This is a genomic window from Brevibacillus fluminis, from assembly GCF_052072235.1.
Classification (GTDB): Bacteria; Bacillota; Bacilli; order Brevibacillales; family Brevibacillaceae; genus Brevibacillus_D; species Brevibacillus_D fluminis_A.
Genome location: NZ_CM125436.1, coordinates 2,876,300 through 2,894,357 on the forward strand (window position 1 = coordinate 2,876,300; position 18,058 = coordinate 2,894,357).

Sequence of the window (18,058 nt, forward strand, 5' to 3'; positions counted from 1 at the left end):
TCCGACTTGCGGATTCAATGGTGCAAACCGTGATTCGCTTCAGCGATTTACAGCCAAAGCTTGATTTGCGCAAAATGCCAGCAGAGTAGGTTTACCCCCGTTTAACAGGTCGATTTTTCTTTTGTGTCCGATAATATATATTATGTAAACAAATAAAACTGAAAAGCTTTTGGTTCAATGAATGCGAATGCTTGGCGCTGGATTGTCCAGCGATCCAAACATCCACATCCGATTTTTCAACGATTCCGCGTGGATGCTACGTCGCAATCATACTCTTATATACTCTTATCGAATCGATGTCTATTTGGTGGCCACACAATTATTTTCTTAAGCGTAATGTATCGACGTACTGATACTGCTGTAAAAAGAAGGGTCTCCCATTTATCATTCCAGAAACAAGTGAGGCGTCATAATAAGGTAAGCTTGAAAAAACCACAATCACCTCGACCAGGCATGTAAAATTCAGAGGTAGTTGCGGTTTTTCATTTGTTCATTTCAGTTCATGAAATGGCTATTTTAAGAACTAAAGCTACGAACACGAAAATCTTTGCCCAGCTGTCCGATATTCGACTTGCCTCTGTTGTTACGTTTTTCACTTTGATTCGATTATCGGTCCCAATGCTCTTGATCGCCCATTACATATAACAGAAACGACCAGCAAGCAAAAAGCAATGTCAGAACGAACCGATTGTCCTGCCACGTAGGAGGTTGACCCAGTCATCCTCCTTTTTTATTTACCCCTTCCCTGTCCTTGCCTGCTTCTGGCACTTTTGCCAGCCAATCATCCGCCGCCTTTACTTCCGGAATCTTTTTTCGGTATCAGCTTTCCCTGAACCGGAACGACTACTTGTGGATCAGTTCTTTTCGATTTTCTACTTGCGGCGGCTCCTCCATCCACCCATTTTCAATCAAGAGCCTCACTCCGTCTTGGGCATAAGTAAACGCATCCTTTGTAAGAGAAGAAGTTTGCATAATGATATCCCGCCTCAAGCTAAAGGACATCGCAAAACTATTGCTTCCAAGCCCAAAAGTATTCAAAAGGTGAATCGTATACATCATGAGCTTTTCAGAAAACGGTGCAACTTGAGAGGTTGTGACGGTACAGCCGGAGGTCGCGGAGAATTGAATATCATCCTGAAGGAGCATTTCTTGGAATTGTCTAATTATTTTTTTGGACAACTCGATTCCCTTCACAAAATAATCTTTCACATCCTTATTTTTTGCACATTGAGCAAAACCGGTAATGAGCTGCATGCCGATGTTATTTGTTTCGATCCCATGATGCATGTATCCAAGCTCAATAAGATTCATGGCACGTTTTTCTCCAAATAAGCGAAATCCGTTCAGATAGCTGTTATTTTGAATAAACTCAACCTGTGTTGGCATCGTTACATTCGGTGGCGAAACAAGAATGCCCCTTTTGCGTAAATATTTCGTGCATTCCAGGTAGCACTGTTGGGTAATTGCCGTTAATTCTTTATAAATGCATATGACGTCTTCCCGATAGGCCATTTGCATGTTTAGCGTGTACATCCCCATGCTCAGTTCTTTGAGAATGCGGACAAACATAATGTCGAATCCATTATCGTAAAGTTTTGGAGCATTCAGGTTAACATCTTTCGTTGTAAACCCAATCGGAACAGCTACTCCTTCACTTTGAAAAATAGCAGTTATTTTTTGAACATATTGATTTAGATCGCTCCACAACCCATCCATGATCTGCTTGGCTTCGAAATCATCGGATTTTGCTGAAAAATACTCCAGTATTCTCATGATGAGAGTCTTTTCTTGATAGGTTACCCAGAGAGTGCCAATTTCTGAAGAACTAAGTGGTGTTTTGGTTGTCGTCATGTGAATTCCTCCGTTCATTTGCGTAATTGGCATGGACGTTGTAGCTTTGACCGGTTACTCCTTTATTAAAACTAAGGTTAGTATGATCTTATATACATTTTCTATCCACGAATGCCGAGGTACCCTTGTCATCAAATGAAAGCAAAAAAATCCCTTGGATTTTCTCCAAAGGGATTCAGGGTTACCTTCCTTACCACGTACGCATGGGGAGCGCACCAGGGGCAGGATGAATGAACATCTGTGTGATTGGCACCGTATAGGCAATTAAAATGAGCGCCACCGCGACACCGATCCATACGCCCCAGCGATCGAGTAGGAACGGCGGATTTTGCTGCCCTTCCAGCACCTCTCCCATCGGGTACTCATTAAGCTCCTCCGATTTAGGAGCAAACTTCCATAAATAGATCGCCACGATCAGGAAAAGAATGATCCCTATAAACAGGAACCCTCCTCCCCAAGCCATTGCCACGCGATATGGCTCCCAGGAAGCTACAATCGAATGGTTGCCATAGTTGGTATAGCTTGTCCGACGGGGTTCGCCCAAAAGCCCCACGAGGTGCATGGCCCCTGACATCAGCCCCATTCCGATCAGCCAAACCACTGCCTGCAAGATCCCTAGCCGGTTGGCAAAACGGGTCAGCTTCCTGCCAGTCAATAAAGGCACAAGCATATAGGAGATGCCAAAAAACGTGAGAACCACGCTGGTGGCAATCGTCAAATGAAAGTGCCCTGTGACCCAAATCGTATTGTGAACGACCTGATTCAGCTGATAACTGGCATTAATGATGCCGCCGATCCCCGCTGGCACGAAGATCACCATGCCAAGAAACGGCGCCAAAAAACGAACATCTTGATAAGGCAGCTTCGTGAACCAGCCTAACAGACCTTTGCCTCCTTGCGCGCGTCCTGCCAGTTCGAATGTTGCAAGCAAGGAGAACGCCGTTAGAAATGATGGGATGATCACGAAAAACGTCAGTACCGTTTGGACAAATTTCCAAAAGGGAGAGATCCCTGGCTCGTTTAACTGATGATGAAAGCCAACGGGAATGGAATACAGGATAAATAGAATAAACGTCAAGCGCGGCAGCGAATTGCTGAAAATGCGCCCTTTGATCAAGCGCGGAATATTGACATACCAATACGTGTAGGCTGGCAGCAGCCAAAAGTAGACCAGGGCGTGCCCAAAATACCAAAAAAGCGTGCGGCTCAGCGTCACATCCACCCGCTCACTCCATCCCAACGACCATGGGATCAGCTGGAGAACGACTTCCAGCGCAACGCCGAGACTGCAAATCACCCAAAGAATCATCGTCGCGACCGCCATATAAGCATAGAGAGGAGAAGATTCCCCCGGATGAGCCTTGCGCCAGCGGGCAAAAGCTTTGAAAATGGCGATGCTGCTGCACCAGCTCCCGATCACTACGGACGCCAGGCCAATATAAAAGAGCGGACTCGCTTTGAGCGGGGCATAAAACGTATACAACACGGAGGCATTATTACTCAGGATCGGAATCAGCGCTACCAATGTCCCTCCCAGCATGAGAACATAACCAACCCATCCCCATTTGCGTTCGCCCGGGCTCAGTTCTCCTCCCGTCGATTTGGCCATCCCGGACAAGAAGAAGCCGATGATGAAAAACGTGGTAAAGATGAGGGCAAGACTGACCCCATGCAGCGTGAGCAGCTGATAATAGCCGATCGGCGACGGAAGATGAATCATCCCTGTGCGCTGCAATGTCTGCAAGAGCCCCGCGAGCGCTCCGATTAACAAGGCGAGATAAGCAAACCCGATATGAGCCTTGATCAACCGATTATCATCCGGATGGAAGCGAAAGCCCCCTGCTCCCACAGTCGCTCCGCCAAATCCTACATTTTTTGCCGTATGCTCCATCTGTTCGTCCCCTTCCTGACTTTGGTCATCATTTCACGATCAGCTTGCCCATCATTAACTGATGGCCCGCTCCACAGTATTCGTTGCATAGCATCAAATACTCACCCGGCTTTTTAAAGGTATAGGTAAATTCGGTTATATGCCCCGGCACCACCATCATGTTCACATTTGTCCCCGGTACCGCGATTCCATGGACCACATCCGGGCTGGACGCCTGGAAATGGACGGTTGCGCCTGCCGGGACGACGGTTTCATTGGGGGAAAAGGCGAATGTTTGCGCCAACAGTACCGCTTTGTACTCATTGGCTCCGATCTGAAACACGCCCGGAGAATCGAAGGGAGCGGTTTCTCTCACATGCTCGGGGGCCACCGTTTTCATATGCCCATCTGCCGGATGCAAATTCATGCCGAATGCCATGACCCCCGTAATGAGCAAGAATGCAGCAAGGGTGGCGATTCCAAACCAGAGCCATATTTTTTCGTAACGAGGCAAGTCTATTCCCATCATGGCCGATTCCCTCCCTAACGGCTGAGATACAAGTCCAAAATGACCCACCAGCTTGCAATAATGAGTACGCCCAGAACCATAACAAGAAAGAATGAGCCCTTTAGTTGACTTCCATCCTTCATGTTTGCAACCTCCCTAGTAATCATTTCCTCTAGTATTCCAATGAGTAGCTAATGTCATCCATCATTACCAAGGGCCCGTATGTCATCCCCATGAAACGGTGTAAAAAGAAACCCCGAACGAGTCGTTGTTTACTCGTTCGGGGTTGAGTTCTATATGCAAGGTCACGCCAAAACTATCCGATATGGGGCACAACTCAAAAAAATGGTTCTTTTATACTAATATAACGTAGACTATTTAGGTAATTATCACTATAATAACCTTAATTAACGTATTAAAGCATGATGATCCCTTCCGTTTCAAGTACAATCTATCTTGAGGAAGCGATGATCTGCCATTTTGCATATGGCACTTGAATGGCTGGGAGCGAATCGTGCAACCGACCCTTATTTTGAAAACAAGGTCGGCTTTTTTTTGCGTCCTGGTTACTTACAGGTGATCATTCCAAAGGAAACAATCCGTAAACATCCTATTTTGTACTGGAGGAGCGTATGTCCTTGTTCTTTAAAAAAACGAAACCATGGAACGAATATTTGGAGCAATCACGCACGACAAACATTTCGCATGTTGGTGACAGGGTTAAGGATCGGTTGGCATTCATGGGGATTAATCAAGATACCATGAATCATGTGAAAGACGCAGCTAAAATTTTGTTACCCTACAAAACGGAAATCGTTGACCAGTTTTACGGGTCTATTACTTCCGTCGACCATCTTCAACAGATGATTGTGAATCATTCCAGTTTAGAACGATTGAGAAAAACAATGGAAAAATATTTGGAGCAGCTCCTCCATGCCGAAGTTGATCAAGAATACGTGGCAACACGAATTATTATCGGGCAAGTACACAGCCGCATTCACTTGACTGCAGAGCATTTTATCTCCGCCCACCATTTGTTAATTCAAATTATGACATCCATACTCATGGAGAAATTGCACGCGAATCCAAATCGGATGATGCAAAATGTATTGGCCATACAAAAATTGGCGGCTTTTGATCAGCAACTGATTGTAGAAGTGTATATGGAGGAGACGTTTAAATCCTTCTTGATCGGAATTTCCGAGATGCTCGATCAATTTACTGAGCTTGATACCACAAAACACTTAATTATCGGGATGGACAAGCAGATTGAGGAGAGTCACAGTGTGACTGCTGCAACAGAAGAAATCAGTGCCTCTATTCAAGAAGTAGCAGACCATGCCATTCAAGTTGCAGAAAGAACGGACGAAGCGGTGCTTTCTGCTGAACATAGCAAACAAGTCATCAATAGCGCCCTGCTTGACATTCAACAGGTAGGCGGTGTATATGACAAAGTTTTAGAGCGTGTAAATCAGTTGAATCAAGAGATTAAACAAACCCAGGGTGTCGTCAAAATTATTCGTGAGATCGCTGATCAAACCAATTTGCTCGCATTAAATGCAAGTATTGAAGCGGCAAGAGCCGGTGAACATGGCAAAGGGTTTTCGGTCGTAGCTTCAGAGGTACGCAAGCTGGCTGAGCACACAAAGGATCAAATTGCGCAGATCACCTCGAATATGGACTCTCTGCAAAGAGTTTCCGAATATGTTACCCAGCAAATCAGTGAAACAGGAAATTTGGTCGATCAAAGCGTTAAAGATGCCCATTACGCTGATTCGGCGTTACAAACCATCGTTTCAACGATGCAGAAGATCAACCACTCCACTTCTCAAATTGCAGCGATGACCGAGGAACAGACGTCTTCTGTAATGGATATTGCGAATCGTAATTCCATCATTTTTGATCTTAGCAAGCAATCACAGGATATTGCAAAACAAACCGCAATCATCATCTTTGATCTAAGCAAACAAATGGACAAGTATCGGAACACGTTCTTTACCATCAATGTCAAGCTGAATTATAAAGACATCATCAGGGTTGCAAAAACGGACCATCTTCTGTGGAAATGGAAAATATATAACATGCTATTGGGGTTGGAAAAAATCGATCCGAACCAGGCCGCCTCTTACAAAACCTGTAGACTTGGAACCTGGTATTATGGAAATTTGCCAACCCAGGTCAAAGATCATCCCGTGTATAAAAAGCTTGAGGAACCTCATAAGGCAGTCCACCATTTTGCCGTTCAAGCCGTAGAGAGCTACGAAAAAGGCAATTTCATTGAGGCACAGCAAGCATTTGAACAACTCCAGGAAGCTTCTCAAGATGTCATTACACTGTTGTCTCAACTAGAATCAACATTATAAACATTCAACCAGGGCCCCCTTGCTTTTCAGTAAGGGGATCTTCGATCCTTTTGATTGTACAGATAACTTCAAACCGGAAGGAGAGAGTGATGATGAATCTGGTGATTCAGTCCACTCTTTCTAATATCGCGATCATTTTTTTCATGCATGTATGCATGGTTGAAATACTCAAAAAAGAGAACAAACTCAAGTCCTCCTATGTTCTGATTGGACGGATTCTCATCGTATCTTTCGCGGTCATAAGCATGTTTTATCTTCCTGTTCAGTATGGCGAATATCGTTTTGATCTCCGGCTCATTCCATTGGTTTTCCTTGCCATTCGATGGGGCTGGAAATCTGCTGTTCCAACCTTGCTCATCACATGCCTTTGGCGTCTTGCCCTTGGAGGTGAAGGCGCCGTTCCAGGTGTGATTTATGGAATGATTCTTCCTGTTTTCGTCGCTCTCGCCTATCAATCAGTCAAAAAAACGGTCCCGCAGCCTCTCTCCTTGGTCGTTTTATTTAGTGTTGGTTGGTTCATTTCCGATATACCGATCATTATTTTTGTTCCAGATGGTTGGAGTGTCTTCCGTGAAATCTTCATTGTTCGTTATCCATCGTATGTGGTAACCGCTTTGATCCTCCATCTGTTTATTATCCATGCAGAAAGAGATCTCATGCTGAAACAAAAACTTCAATATTATGCGGACCACGATCCGTTAACCGGATTGTATAATATTCGTTACTTTCAAAAGGCTGTGCGGGCTTACACAGACGCAAGCAAACGTATGTATATTGTCATGATTGATATTGATCATTTCAAAAAAATCAACGATACATACGGACATTTAACTGGTGATTTTGTTCTGAAAAGTGTTTCCAATGTGATTTCGGAAGTTGCATACGCACAAAATCCCAATAATGTTGTGATTGGAAGGTACGGTGGCGAAGAGTTCATTTTATTCCTCGCTGTTGATGATAAGGAAAGCATGGTATCCTTGGTCGAATCCATTCGCGCAAGAATCGAAAGCAACGTATTCTATACAGAAAAGAGAACAAGCTCGTTTCAAGTAACCGTCTCCATTGGCGTTTCGCAAATGGTTGATTGCCAATCGCTGCAAAAAGCTGTTGAGCGGGCAGACAGGTGCCTGTATTCTTCCAAAAACAATGGACGAAACCAAACAAACTATGCGGAAGGCATATAATCACAATGTATAGGCTTGAAACTAACGGCTACGTCAACCTTGTTTGCGCGTTGACGTAGCCGAATAGAAGCAAAAACTAGATTTTAAATCGGACAATTACCGACTGCAAATCATCTGCCATCGTGGCCAAAGCAGCTGCCGAGGAAGTGATTTCATCCATGGATGAGAGTTGCTCCTCAGAAGCTGATGCCACGTTCTGGGCATTTCTGGTTGTTTCTTTTGCAAGATTGGCCATCTCCTCAATTGTCGCACTCACTTGCTCCAGGCTTGCCGACATTTCCTCCGTTACTGCAGATAGCTCCTGGATTTGACCGGAGACATTGTCAATCGATTTTACGATATTCGCAAACCCGCTCCCTGTTTCGTGTACAAGAGCGATCCCGATTTCGACTTCCTTTGTCCCTTTTTCCATAACTTTTACCGCAGTCTCGGTATCCTTTTGAATATCATGAATCAAGGCAGAAATCTGATCAGCTGAATGTCTTGATTGCTCAGACAGTTTTCTAACTTCATTTGCTACCACCGCAAATCCCCGTCCATGTTCCCCTGCCCGCGCTGATTCAATGGCTGCATTTAAGGATAACAAATTTGTTTGATCTGCTATTCCCGTAATCATGTCGATGATTTTCTCAATCTGTTTTGAGCGTTCAAACAATTGCTCAATGACAACAGATGTTTGATTGGTTGTAGCAACAATGGAATTCATTTGCTGGATTACCTTCTGAAGCGATTCGTTCCCTCTTCTTGCTTCCATCGTCGATTCAATTGCTTCATCAGATACGGAAGATGAGGTTTCTGCAACTTGTTGAATCCCTTTTGCCATCTCCGTGATGGCTCTTGCACTTTCTTCCACACTGTTTCCTTGAATCTCCGTTCCATTTGCCACTTCTTCAAAAGATGAAGCGATTTGGTGCGTAGCCTGTGTTGCTTGTTCCGCATTTGCCCGTAATTCCTCGGAATAAGACACAACCTGCTCGGAGGTTACACTCACTTGATTGATGAGATGACGCAGACTGCTTGCCATGTTATTAAACGAGTGTGATAAATCGCCGATCTCATCTTTATTTTTTATTCGAATTTCACCATGCGTTAAGTCACCCGATGAAATTCTCTCAGCTGCTTTCGCGATTGCCAAAACCGGTTTGGAAAGTACCCTCGTCATGAACCACCCAATGAATATCGCTAAAATGGCAGCAACGCCACTCATTACATACAGTGTGATCCCGATTGAAGTAACCAAATCTGTATTTTGATTGGTTCCATCGGTCATTAGCAGATACTGGTCTTTTACAATCCCTTCCACTAAAGGGTCCATCTCATTTCCTAGTGGGATCATTTCTTGTTCATAATAGTGAATGACCTTGTCGAGAGGTACACCCTCTCGTCTCATCTGGATAACTTTTTCAGCCCGTTGTTTATAAACCTGGTTTAAAGACTTCGCAGTTTGCAATCGTTCTCTATCCACGTCTCGTTTTACCAAGATCAGTGTGTTGTCAACCGTCTGGTCGATACCCTCAATTGCATTGTCTACATCTTGTGAAAAGCTCTCTTCTTTCGTCAAAAGGTACCCTCTAAGTCCGCTTGACCGTTTATAGACTTGCCCTTGCAATTTTTCTGCATTTGCCAAAATAACGGATCTTCTTTTAACTAAATCTGAGTAGGATGAATCTACTTTCATAAAATAATAATGAGAGATACTGTTTGTGATCAATAGAAGCATGACCACAAGTAAAAACGATACAACCAACTTCTTGCCAATACTAAATCTCATACCCAATCACCCCAGATGCAAACTGATTACTATTTACCCCAGTTTTTTAATAGTAAACATAATTTTATCGATCAATCCTTTCCTTGAAACCTCCGCTCTCGTGGTTAATTATACCTATATTTTCATTTAAGATGTGTGATTAGGGTCACAGACTTGTATGATTTAGTGTGGCATGCAAAGTGATTGTAGTTTTCTTGAATTGTCTCCATGTAACGGGAAGTGGTATATTTATGTACAATGGGGGGATCGCGATGAAGCGAATTCAATTTGAACGTCCAACCGAGTATTACGACGAGCAGCTGTTACCGATTGATGAACAAATCTGTGCATTATTACAACAGCGAAAGAAAATTTCAAATCATAATCCGGGCTATCCGCCATTCGAATATATCGAGCGCTGGGCAAACTTGTATGGCTTGTACGAAGATTATTTGAAATCTGTATTTGGCACGTTGCGAAGTGAAGAACTGTATAAACCGCAGATTGAACCGAATGGTTTCAGAATGCATATCCCTGTTTTAAAATCCATCGAGAATGATGGATACCTGTACACAGTGACGTCTGTAAGGCAGTATGAGAACGCCAGTGTGATCACCTTAACCGCTGATTGGGATGTGACAATTGATTCCTCTACAAATTTACATAACCGGAGACATTTTGACTTGCAAATAGAAGGAGATTACGATTGCCGCATGGACAGATGGGAAGGCAACTCGGGAGATTCATCTTATCACTTTGTTGTTTCTCCACCTCTGCCAGATGAAATATCGGGAATGGAATTTCGATTTGTAGAATATCGAAGACCATTCAAGGAGCAACCTACCGGATATGAAATTCGCATGATCCCGTAATGCTTGCACACTGGGGAGCGATGGCTTCAAAAAAAGCGGCAGCCTCGGACTTTTTCTTCTTGTCCGAAGCTGCCGCTTTTTTATACGTGTTCAACCAGATCAAATCCAACAAAGTTGAAGCCGCTGTCGCCGTTGGGGAACTTTCACTCGCATCAGAAAGAAGGCCGCAACAATAACCAACATCGCCGTTGGTTACTCTATCAAACCATCTTTGCCTGATCCATCCATTTCGCATTACATTGCTCTCATTCCCTTCCATCATTTCGTTTATCCATTACTCATGTTGCAGCAACCCATTCGGTTCCACTGGCTTTGCCAGCCAATGCTGGTCCGTCTGGACATGGTTTTTGCGGACGAACTTGGCAGCGGACGTCTTGAATTCATCGTTATGAAATCGCTCCGCTATTCGCACCACGTAGCCTTCTTGCTCGCCGCCAAATACAGATCGTTTGGTATAGCATTGCTTCACCGTCTCTTCCCGCCAAACCCCTTTGTACAAAACAGGAGCGGTTTCCAGCCCGAGCAAAGCGGCCCATTCGACGATTTCGTCCCACGACAAGCAAACGTTGTTTTCATCCCAAATGGAGAACACATAAAAATAGCTCGTGAGCTTCGCGTAATAAATCGAGTGCATCGCATACACGTTTTCGCCACAGATCCGCCAGCCTTCCGGAATCAAAAACGAGATCGTGCCGTGCAGCATCTTTACCCAATGCCGCGATGCGTGGTCTTTGCTATCGAGCGATCTGGCATGGAGACCGTTTCTGTACAGCGTCGTATTTTCGCCGTCGAGTTTTTCCGTCACGACGACTTCCTTCCCTTCAAAATGGGACACGGTGCGCAAAATTTTGTCGTCGTCGGTTCGGCTTCTCGACCAGGGCAAATGAAACGTTCGCGGATATTTTGTCCTCATCGTTTTTCACCTCCTTATTTCGCGTAAGCATCCGCCTCCTTGAAAAAATACAGCTTCCACAAATACTCATCGCCCATCAACCGATACAAATCTGATAAGTCTTGCTGCGTTCCGTAATTGATCTTCATGTGCATTTGAATCAAGTTGACGGCTTGGAAAATAAACGCTTCCGTGAACTGCAGTTCTTTCAAGAAATGGCAGGCGATTTGTGCTGATACGTATTCATGCCCGTAGTACGAGTAATGGCCCTTCAACGGTTTGTACGTCTTGCAAAACGGCTTGCCGGTATCGTGGAACAGCGCGACCACTTGCATCAGCAATTTGTCTGGCTCCGTATAAAACGCGTTGACATACTCCAAAACATGATACGAATGCTTGCATAGCGGATGCTGGTGATGCGGATTTTCCTGATTGAACTGAACCATCTCCTGAAAAATGGGAATCCCTTTCAGCGTTTCAAACAGTTCCTCATACGTTGGCTCCTTCGTTAGCAGGGAAACAAAAGCTTCTTTCCCAATGGCGTACGGCTCTCGTTCGTGCAGCAAATGAATGTGGTCCCAGCCTTCACGCAGCATGGGAACATGAAAATTGGTCCGCATTTTGCGCATGATCCATTCGTCCACGGTCCGCTTCCGCTCCTGATTGCGCTTGGCGCAAACGGAATAAGGAACATCCATGTAGTAGCATTCCTTCTGGGCGGCTGGAAAGCTTGACTGGCGACAATGAGGAGGCACATGCTTCCGGTGATGAATGAGGGCAGAAAAAATAATGTACGCGGGAGTGACTTCTCTTGAAACGTGAGGCTGATGAATGCAAGATCACATCATCTCTCGGAGGAGCCTTCCCTCTAACTGATATTCTCCTGGAAAATGGTTGTGAATGGTATGATCAATGAAGGCTTGTTGTGGCAGGAATAGTTATGGTTAGGTCTTTGAACTTCTGATTGTAGATATAGAACTGATTCCCAGATGTCTGTGCGGAATGTTATTTTTATCGCCGCCTAATTCTCTTTGCAAGGTAAGCCCGTGCTGCAAGATTGCCCACTCGCCCCTTCCGCGTTTCTACTTGCCCGTGATCGAAAAAACTTCTTCAGTCCGATCCACATAAAAGTCTTGCACCTGTGGAATAGCTAAGAAGGTAAATTCCTGTAGAGGAGGTCAAAGATGGGATCGTTTTATGAAAAATACGGCGGCGAAGCGACAATCGCCAAAGTAGTCGATTACTTTTATGACTTGGTGTTGGCGGATGAAACAGTGAACCATTTTTTTGCGAATACGGATATGGAAAAACAGCGCAAGCACCAAACCAAGTTTATCAGCTTTGCGCTCGGCGGTCCGAACCAATACTCCGGCCAATCGATGGCGAAGGTACATGATGGGATGAATTTGCAACCCGAGCATTTTGATGCAATCGTTACCCATTTGCGTGCTGCGCTCCGTCATTTTGGGGTGGCGGAGGATGATATTGCTGATGCTTTGGCCAAAGTCGAGACGCTGCGTAACGATATTTTGTACAAATGATCGAGAATCGTCTGTAGCCTTTGCGATGCAAAAAACCACCACATTCGGGTGGTTTTTTACTGTTTATCCAGTCATTCTTAACGGAATGTCCGTGCTTTTTCCGTAGGCGACATATACGTCAGGCGGCTTTGCTTCATCCCCATCGCGATAAGCCCTTTCAGGATGGTCGCCGCGGCAAAGGAAGGATCGATGACAGGTACATCATAGCCGTGCTCGCGAAGCTGATCCTGCAGCTCGCGAGCCACGCCCGTCATGCCCGTGCAGCCCAATACCAGGGCATGGGCTTTGTCCTCCACCAACGCTTTGACCATTTCCGCAAACAAAGCCTCTTTCATCTTTTCTTTATCAACCAGGTCCAGAACAGGGATGTTGACATAGCGGATGGATGCCAGCTTGCTTTGCACGCCGAGCGTTTTGCTCACATTTTCAATCATGGGGATCACATTCGGCAGCACGGTTACGACGGAAAACGATCTAGCGAGCATGCTGGCAAAAAGCATCGATGATTCGCCCGCGCCGACGACAGGGATGTTCACTGCTTCCCGCGCCGCTTTCACGCCTGGGTCCGCGAAGCACAAGCTGATCACGCCCTCACAGCCCTCGCTTTGCGCCTCGATCGCTTTTTCCAGCAAGTTCGGCACACACAGCGCTTCATCGTATTCGCCCTCGACAGAGGCTGGACCATAATCCAGGTGACGAACTTGAACTTCCGTCGCATCATCGACATAGTGAGCGAACTCCGCTTGCACTTCTTCATTGAATGTATCGACGATCGTTGGCAAAATGACTCGAATTTTCATCGTGAATCCCCTCTTTCACAGGTCATTGGTTTTGGCATCCGTACTTTCTAATGGCATCGCCCCCTTGCCCACCTGGGAACGCGCATCCCTCCTCGTTTTGTTTGAATATGGTAAAGAGCAACTTTTGTGCCACGGATGAACGAGTGCGTATTTCATGAAAAAAGCTCGTTTTGGAGGCTGGATTGAGAAAATCAGGGTAATTTTCGTAGCGTTTTGCCGTTTTCGCGGGTTTCAATACCGATGCTTTCCTATGTATTTCGCAATTTTTCTCGTCGTTTTGCATGTTTCTCATTATTTCGCTACACGGTTTCATGTGAGAAATGGGTTCCGTCGCAATTCAAAGGGAAGCTCAGGATCTGTTCGATAATAAGGTTACATAACATTTATTATGGTACCTTCATTCTCCCCTACAAAAAAAGAAGGATGACCACGTCACCCTTCCATCGTGTCACCCTTGCTTTCCTTTTTCGCCAGCGATTCACGCAAGCCTTTGGTCATCGCCATAAACATCCCGACATACATGATGCTTACGAAAACCTCGGTGCCGATTGTCCACAATTCCAGCGTAAGTGAAGGTGTATCGCTCCTCATCATGATCCGGTTCAATCCGTTGTTGACCATTTGGCCGAAATAGTAAAACGGGATGAACCATTTCAGCTGCCTTCCGTATGCCCGAGTCTGTTCGCTCTGGTTGATCCAGTAGTTCGCCAGCGTCGAGTAGACCGTCCATAGGCCGACGATGTTGTAAAACGGGATGATGATCCGAGCCAGTGCACCGCCTGAACTGATCGGATAGGTCGCGTCAAGCTGGAATAAATCGGCATGAAAGCGATAGATCCAGACCAGAAAAAAGACGATGGAGAGCAAGCTGATCGCTATGTTGAACAAAGCGAGCGCGGTATCGAACCATTCGATCGAATCGTAATACACGTCTTCATTCCAGGCATGGACGGTGCTGCAAATCAAGCTGATGCATGAACAGATGAGTCCGACAATCAATAATAAATATAAAAATTTTCCCGTTCGTTCCGATTTCAGTTTCATGCGGATTCAAGCGTCTCCTTTACGTTTATGGCAAATTTTTCAAGAATGTTACTGCTTCGTCCAGCGTTTTCACGGGTACGATCTGCATGTTAAGCGCATGCTCTCTGGCATAGTGCTCGGCTTCCTCCTGATTGCTCGGTCCATCAAACGGGAAGTCATCTTTGTCTTTGGGAATGAAAAAATAATCTGCACGATCTTTCTCGGCAGTTGCCAGTTTTTGTTTGATCCCCCCGACCGATCCTACGGAGCCATCTTCCTCCAGCGTACCGGTACCGGCAATGATATACTTCGTTCCGTGGGAAAAATCGATGTGACTTTCTTCCTCCACCAGGCCGATTCCCACCATCAATCCGAAAGAGTCGCCAACGTAGTTTGCGGATTCTTTCATGATCCGTTCGTATTTCGCATCAATGGTTTGGGCAGATTCCTCGGAATAGCCCGAAACTTCCAGCGCATTGGCGACAACTGCCTCCTTATACGGCACAGCATCCTCGATTTCCTCGACACTGCTCTCGACTTCCTCCGCCCCTACTGGCTCAAAATCGAGATCAATTGGCGCATACCTGTACCTCAGCAGTATTTTTTGCATATAGTTTTGGGTCACGCCTTCTTCCACATAGGTCATGTAAACATGCCCATAAACCCCGAGATTGCTGATCGGTACAATATGGCCGGGCGCCGTGAATTTCTCGTAGTGCGGAAAGCTGAAAAACACGGCCAAGGCAAGCGGCACGCCGAGCAATAGACAGGCGATTCCTTTTTCTTTCGTGGTAAAACGCAGCATCTCGAACATCCTTTTATCCAATCATGACATACAGCGGATTATACCATAACGAGAAATAATTGTTAATTTGAAATAAAATTTGAAAATATTGTCACGTTTAAAAAAACTGGATTCAGCAATGTCTGTCCACACATCGTTCCCAAATTCTTCAAAAACGAAAGCTGCTGTATGTTGTACCATATGGTTAGCTGGACAATAGGAGGATGATGTCGGTTGCGCTCACCTGCCATTACGATTTTTCCAAATGAAGCCATGATCGATGAAGAAGTGGAGATTACGTTATCCGGATTCGAACCTTTTCAACGAATTACCGTACGTGCGAAAGCGAAAGGGATGTTTGGCGGGGAATTTGAAGCGGAATCTTATGCCGTGTTTCAAGCAGATGCATCAGGAAACATATCGGTGGCGAATCATGCTCCTCTCTCTGGTACATACGACACGAAAGACCCGATGGGCTTATTTTGGTCCATGGAGGTGAAAAAACTACGATTTCCTGCAAAACGCACATTATCTGCATTGCCTGTCTTTCCGTCATTCGGAACGGTATCTTTTACGGCAGAAGTGGACGGGCACGTTCTGGCCGAAGCGATGCTGACCAGACACTATTTGTCAGCGGGTATCACATACGCCGATGTCCTTGACAACGGAATTGTCGGCCGACTCTTGGAAACGGGTTCTGTCCTTTCTGAAAGAGGCATTTGCGGTTGAATAAGCTGACGAGATGATTTCTTATGGTACAAAAAAGCGGCAGTATGAACACGCTTCTGTGTTCTTCTGCCACTTTTTGTCCTTTCCTGAACGATCAGTCGCGCCAAGCCCTGTTCCCATGGTCCTACCTATGTGCGCACATCGATGCCGCTGACTCGATTTTTACGCCAGGCCATCTGCCACGCCGCAGCGTCTCGGATCGGCAATCGTGCAGAGTTCACCGGTTTTCTGATCGAGGTAGCATACCTGGAAAGAACCCATGTGATAGTCCCATACGCCGGACACTTTCATGCGCAGCCCAAGCGCGAGCAGCTCGTTTTGCACAACCTCGGTGATTCTGTCCTCGATGACGACGGTGCCGCCTTCCTGCAGCCCGAGCATGCGCGGCGCCCGAATCGCCTCATAAGGCTCCATGCCGAAAAACAGCAGATTGCACAGCACTTGCGGCACGGTCACATGCACATTCCCTGGGGAACCGAGCTGCAGAATCGGCTTGCCGTTTTTGAGCACCATCGTATTGCCGATCACGCACCGCATTCGGGCGCCTTTTGCTTGATAATATTGCATCGAACTGGCCTGAACATTGGGCAGCGCATGGGAACCGACCATCGGAATCCCTTTCACGACCTGTCCGGGTATGCCGCCGGACTGCAAGGTGTTCATCATTTGCACCCAGTTTCCTTCCGTATCCACGATGCTCAGCTCACAGCTGCCTGATGGCTGATCGTGATGGCTGTTTTGACGAGGAGTGGGGATTTTGCCGCCTGTCATACTGTCCATGAACGATGCGGCACCACCATATCCTGTCGTGAAGGCAGCGTGTTGGGTCAGATCGATTTTCGGCTTCATCCCGTTGATCAGTTTGGCCAGGCTTGCATGGAAAGCTGGATCAAGGAAGTTCGCCGCATTCACATGCAAAATGTCCGGATCATGAAGGTAACCACACATCGATTGCGCCAGTTTCAATGCATGTGCCATGTAAAAAATGTGCTCGGCCGAGTATGGCTGCACGCCTCTGATTCCGACATGCTCCAAAATGCCGAGAACCAACGCGATGAACACCCCCTGCTGCTGCGGAGGGGCGAGCGAAACCATTTCATAATCGCCAACCTTGAAGCGGAGCGGTTCCACCCAGCGTGGCGGTGTCTCGGTCATATGGTCTTTGCTAATCTTCCAGCCCAGCTCGTTCGCTTTTTCGATGAACGCGTCCGCCCACTCGCCGGTAATCATGTAGTCCGGGCCTTCCGCCGCCACTTTTTGCAAGGTTAGCGCCATCTCTTGAGAGCCGAAACGCTCACCGACCACCGGAAAACGGCCGTTCGGCATGTAAAACGCTCTGCCCTCCGGAAAAAATGTGATGAAGTCCTCGCCGAACAGATTGACTTCATGTTCAAAGTTGGAGACGTGATGCCCATTCTCCGCCCACCAGATCGCTTCCTGGCAAAGCGTTTCCCACGGCAGCGTTGCAAAACGTTCATGAATGGCTTTTAACCCCGGCATAAATCCGGGAATGACAGAGCGCGGCGGGATTTTTGCATAAGTGCCCATCCCCTGCGGCACAGGCATATGCGGTGGCAAATCGGACGGGAAGGTTCCGGTTGAATCCAGCTGGTAGTAGCGACCTTCCTTGGCATGGTAAAACAGGAACGTGACGGTTCCGGTATGATTCGTCATAAACGGCTCAACCGCTGCTTGCACCATGCACCCGGCAATGGCGGCATCGACCGCATTGCCGCCCTGCTCCATGATTTGCAGCATTGTATAGGTAACAACCGCGTTGTCTGCGCTTGCCGCAGCCCGCACGTTTTTGACAATCGGTTTTTCTCCCGGGAGCCATTTGGGATCAGACAAATTGATGGAGCGCGGATCGATCATGGACTACCCTCCCATT

General features: G+C 46.4%; 16 protein-coding genes. 6 read left to right on the forward strand and 10 right to left on the reverse strand.

Annotation, left to right across the window (positions count from 1 at the left end):
- Positions 1 to 843: 843 nt before the first annotated feature.
- From ACTID9_RS14285 to ACTID9_RS14295, 3 genes are all read right to left on the reverse strand, one after another.
- Complete coding sequence (locus tag ACTID9_RS14285; protein ID WP_441072216.1) at positions 844 to 1,851, reverse strand: DUF3231 family protein; 1,008 nt, start codon at positions 1,849 to 1,851, stop codon at positions 844 to 846.
- Positions 1,852 to 2,041: 190 nt separating this feature from the next.
- On the reverse strand, positions 2,042 to 3,742 hold the full coding sequence (locus tag ACTID9_RS14290; protein ID WP_441072218.1) for a b(o/a)3-type cytochrome-c oxidase subunit 1: 1,701 nt from the start codon (positions 3,740 to 3,742) through the stop codon (positions 2,042 to 2,044).
- A 28-nt stretch (positions 3,743 to 3,770) separates the two neighbouring features.
- Positions 3,771 to 4,241 (reverse strand): cytochrome c oxidase subunit II, encoded by a 471-nt coding sequence (locus ACTID9_RS14295; protein ID WP_441072598.1) that lies wholly within the window; start codon positions 4,239 to 4,241, stop codon positions 3,771 to 3,773.
- 620 nt (positions 4,242 to 4,861) lie between these two features.
- Between ACTID9_RS14295 and ACTID9_RS14300 the strand changes: the two genes are divergently transcribed.
- Positions 4,862 to 6,592, forward strand: a complete 1,731-nt coding sequence (locus ACTID9_RS14300; protein WP_441072220.1) for a methyl-accepting chemotaxis protein — start codon at positions 4,862 to 4,864, stop codon at positions 6,590 to 6,592.
- A gap of 89 nt (positions 6,593 to 6,681) precedes the next feature.
- A complete protein-coding gene (locus tag ACTID9_RS14305; RefSeq protein WP_441072222.1) occupies positions 6,682 to 7,776 on the forward strand; it encodes a GGDEF domain-containing protein in 1,095 nt (364 codons plus the stop codon).
- Positions 7,777 to 7,852: 76 nt separating this feature from the next.
- Here the strand turns inward: ACTID9_RS14305 and ACTID9_RS14310 are convergent, their stop codons facing one another.
- On the reverse strand, positions 7,853 to 9,547 hold the full coding sequence (locus tag ACTID9_RS14310) for a methyl-accepting chemotaxis protein (RefSeq protein ID WP_441072224.1): 1,695 nt from the start codon (positions 9,545 to 9,547) through the stop codon (positions 7,853 to 7,855).
- A 251-nt stretch (positions 9,548 to 9,798) separates the two neighbouring features.
- On the opposite strand from ACTID9_RS14310, the gene ACTID9_RS14315 reads away from it, so the two are divergent.
- Together ACTID9_RS14315 and ACTID9_RS14320 are read left to right on the forward strand one after the other, a co-directional pair.
- A complete protein-coding gene (locus ACTID9_RS14315) occupies positions 9,799 to 10,398 on the forward strand; it encodes a hypothetical protein (protein WP_441072226.1) in 600 nt (199 codons plus the stop codon).
- Between the two features lie 20 nt (positions 10,399 to 10,418).
- Positions 10,419 to 10,574 (forward strand): hypothetical protein, encoded by a 156-nt coding sequence (locus ACTID9_RS14320; protein WP_441072227.1) that lies wholly within the window; start codon positions 10,419 to 10,421, stop codon positions 10,572 to 10,574.
- 98 nt (positions 10,575 to 10,672) lie between these two features.
- On the opposite strand, the gene ACTID9_RS14325 is transcribed toward ACTID9_RS14320, so the two are convergent.
- Entirely contained in the window at positions 10,673 to 11,311 is a 639-nt protein-coding gene (locus tag ACTID9_RS14325; RefSeq protein ID WP_441072229.1) for an RNA ligase family protein, read from the reverse strand.
- 14 nt (positions 11,312 to 11,325) lie between these two features.
- The gene (locus tag ACTID9_RS14330) at positions 11,326 to 11,988 is read right to left on the reverse strand and encodes an HD domain-containing protein (protein ID WP_441072231.1); all 663 of its coding nucleotides are present in this window, start codon (positions 11,986 to 11,988) and stop codon (positions 11,326 to 11,328) included.
- A gap of 486 nt (positions 11,989 to 12,474) precedes the next feature.
- On the opposite strand from ACTID9_RS14330, the gene ACTID9_RS14335 reads away from it, so the two are divergent.
- Entirely contained in the window at positions 12,475 to 12,831 is a 357-nt protein-coding gene (locus ACTID9_RS14335; protein WP_441072233.1) for a group I truncated hemoglobin, read from the forward strand.
- A gap of 77 nt (positions 12,832 to 12,908) precedes the next feature.
- Here the strand turns inward: ACTID9_RS14335 and ACTID9_RS14340 are convergent, their stop codons facing one another.
- The 3 genes from ACTID9_RS14340 to ACTID9_RS14350 form a co-directional block, all read right to left on the reverse strand.
- On the reverse strand, positions 12,909 to 13,631 hold the full coding sequence (locus tag ACTID9_RS14340; protein WP_441072235.1) for an aspartate/glutamate racemase family protein: 723 nt from the start codon (positions 13,629 to 13,631) through the stop codon (positions 12,909 to 12,911).
- Positions 13,632 to 14,063: 432 nt separating this feature from the next.
- A complete protein-coding gene (locus ACTID9_RS14345) occupies positions 14,064 to 14,675 on the reverse strand; it encodes a DUF4328 domain-containing protein (protein ID WP_441072237.1) in 612 nt (203 codons plus the stop codon).
- 25 nt (positions 14,676 to 14,700) lie between these two features.
- Positions 14,701 to 15,459, reverse strand: coding sequence for a hypothetical protein (locus tag ACTID9_RS14350; RefSeq protein ID WP_441072239.1), 759 nt, complete (start codon positions 15,457 to 15,459; stop codon positions 14,701 to 14,703).
- A 213-nt stretch (positions 15,460 to 15,672) separates the two neighbouring features.
- Here ACTID9_RS14350 and ACTID9_RS14355 point away from each other — a divergent pair, with 213 nt between their 5' ends.
- A complete protein-coding gene (locus tag ACTID9_RS14355; RefSeq protein ID WP_441072241.1) occupies positions 15,673 to 16,167 on the forward strand; it encodes an acyl-CoA thioesterase/BAAT N-terminal domain-containing protein in 495 nt (164 codons plus the stop codon).
- Between the two features lie 162 nt (positions 16,168 to 16,329).
- On the opposite strand, the gene ACTID9_RS14360 is transcribed toward ACTID9_RS14355, so the two are convergent.
- Positions 16,330 to 18,042, reverse strand: coding sequence for a gamma-glutamyltransferase (locus tag ACTID9_RS14360; RefSeq protein WP_441072243.1), 1,713 nt, complete (start codon positions 18,040 to 18,042; stop codon positions 16,330 to 16,332).
- Positions 18,043 to 18,058 lie beyond the last annotated feature (16 nt).

Bases quoted from the DNA above. Each gene is read 5' to 3' on its own strand.
- ACTID9_RS14285 (WP_441072216.1), bottom strand. From the start codon at position 1,851: ATGACGACAACCAAAACACCACTTAGTTCTTCAGAAATTGGCACTCTC.
- ACTID9_RS14290 (WP_441072218.1), bottom strand. From the start codon at position 3,742: ATGGAGCATACGGCAAAAAATGTAGGATTTGGCGGAGCGACTGTGGGA.
- ACTID9_RS14300 (WP_441072220.1), top strand. From the start codon at position 4,862: ATGTCCTTGTTCTTTAAAAAAACGAAACCATGGAACGAATATTTGGAG.
- ACTID9_RS14305 (WP_441072222.1), top strand. From the start codon at position 6,682: ATGATGAATCTGGTGATTCAGTCCACTCTTTCTAATATCGCGATCATT.
- ACTID9_RS14310 (WP_441072224.1), bottom strand. From the start codon at position 9,547: ATGAGATTTAGTATTGGCAAGAAGTTGGTTGTATCGTTTTTACTTGTG.
- ACTID9_RS14315 (WP_441072226.1), top strand. From the start codon at position 9,799: ATGAAGCGAATTCAATTTGAACGTCCAACCGAGTATTACGACGAGCAG.
- ACTID9_RS14320 (WP_441072227.1), top strand. From the start codon at position 10,419: ATGGCTTCAAAAAAAGCGGCAGCCTCGGACTTTTTCTTCTTGTCCGAA.
- ACTID9_RS14325 (WP_441072229.1), bottom strand. From the start codon at position 11,311: ATGAGGACAAAATATCCGCGAACGTTTCATTTGCCCTGGTCGAGAAGC.
- ACTID9_RS14330 (WP_441072231.1), bottom strand. From the start codon at position 11,988: ATGGATGTTCCTTATTCCGTTTGCGCCAAGCGCAATCAGGAGCGGAAG.
- ACTID9_RS14335 (WP_441072233.1), top strand. From the start codon at position 12,475: ATGGGATCGTTTTATGAAAAATACGGCGGCGAAGCGACAATCGCCAAA.
- ACTID9_RS14340 (WP_441072235.1), bottom strand. From the start codon at position 13,631: ATGAAAATTCGAGTCATTTTGCCAACGATCGTCGATACATTCAATGAA.
- ACTID9_RS14345 (WP_441072237.1), bottom strand. From the start codon at position 14,675: ATGAAACTGAAATCGGAACGAACGGGAAAATTTTTATATTTATTATTG.
- ACTID9_RS14350 (WP_441072239.1), bottom strand. From the start codon at position 15,459: ATGCTGCGTTTTACCACGAAAGAAAAAGGAATCGCCTGTCTATTGCTC.
- ACTID9_RS14360 (WP_441072243.1), bottom strand. From the start codon at position 18,042: ATGATCGATCCGCGCTCCATCAATTTGTCTGATCCCAAATGGCTCCCG.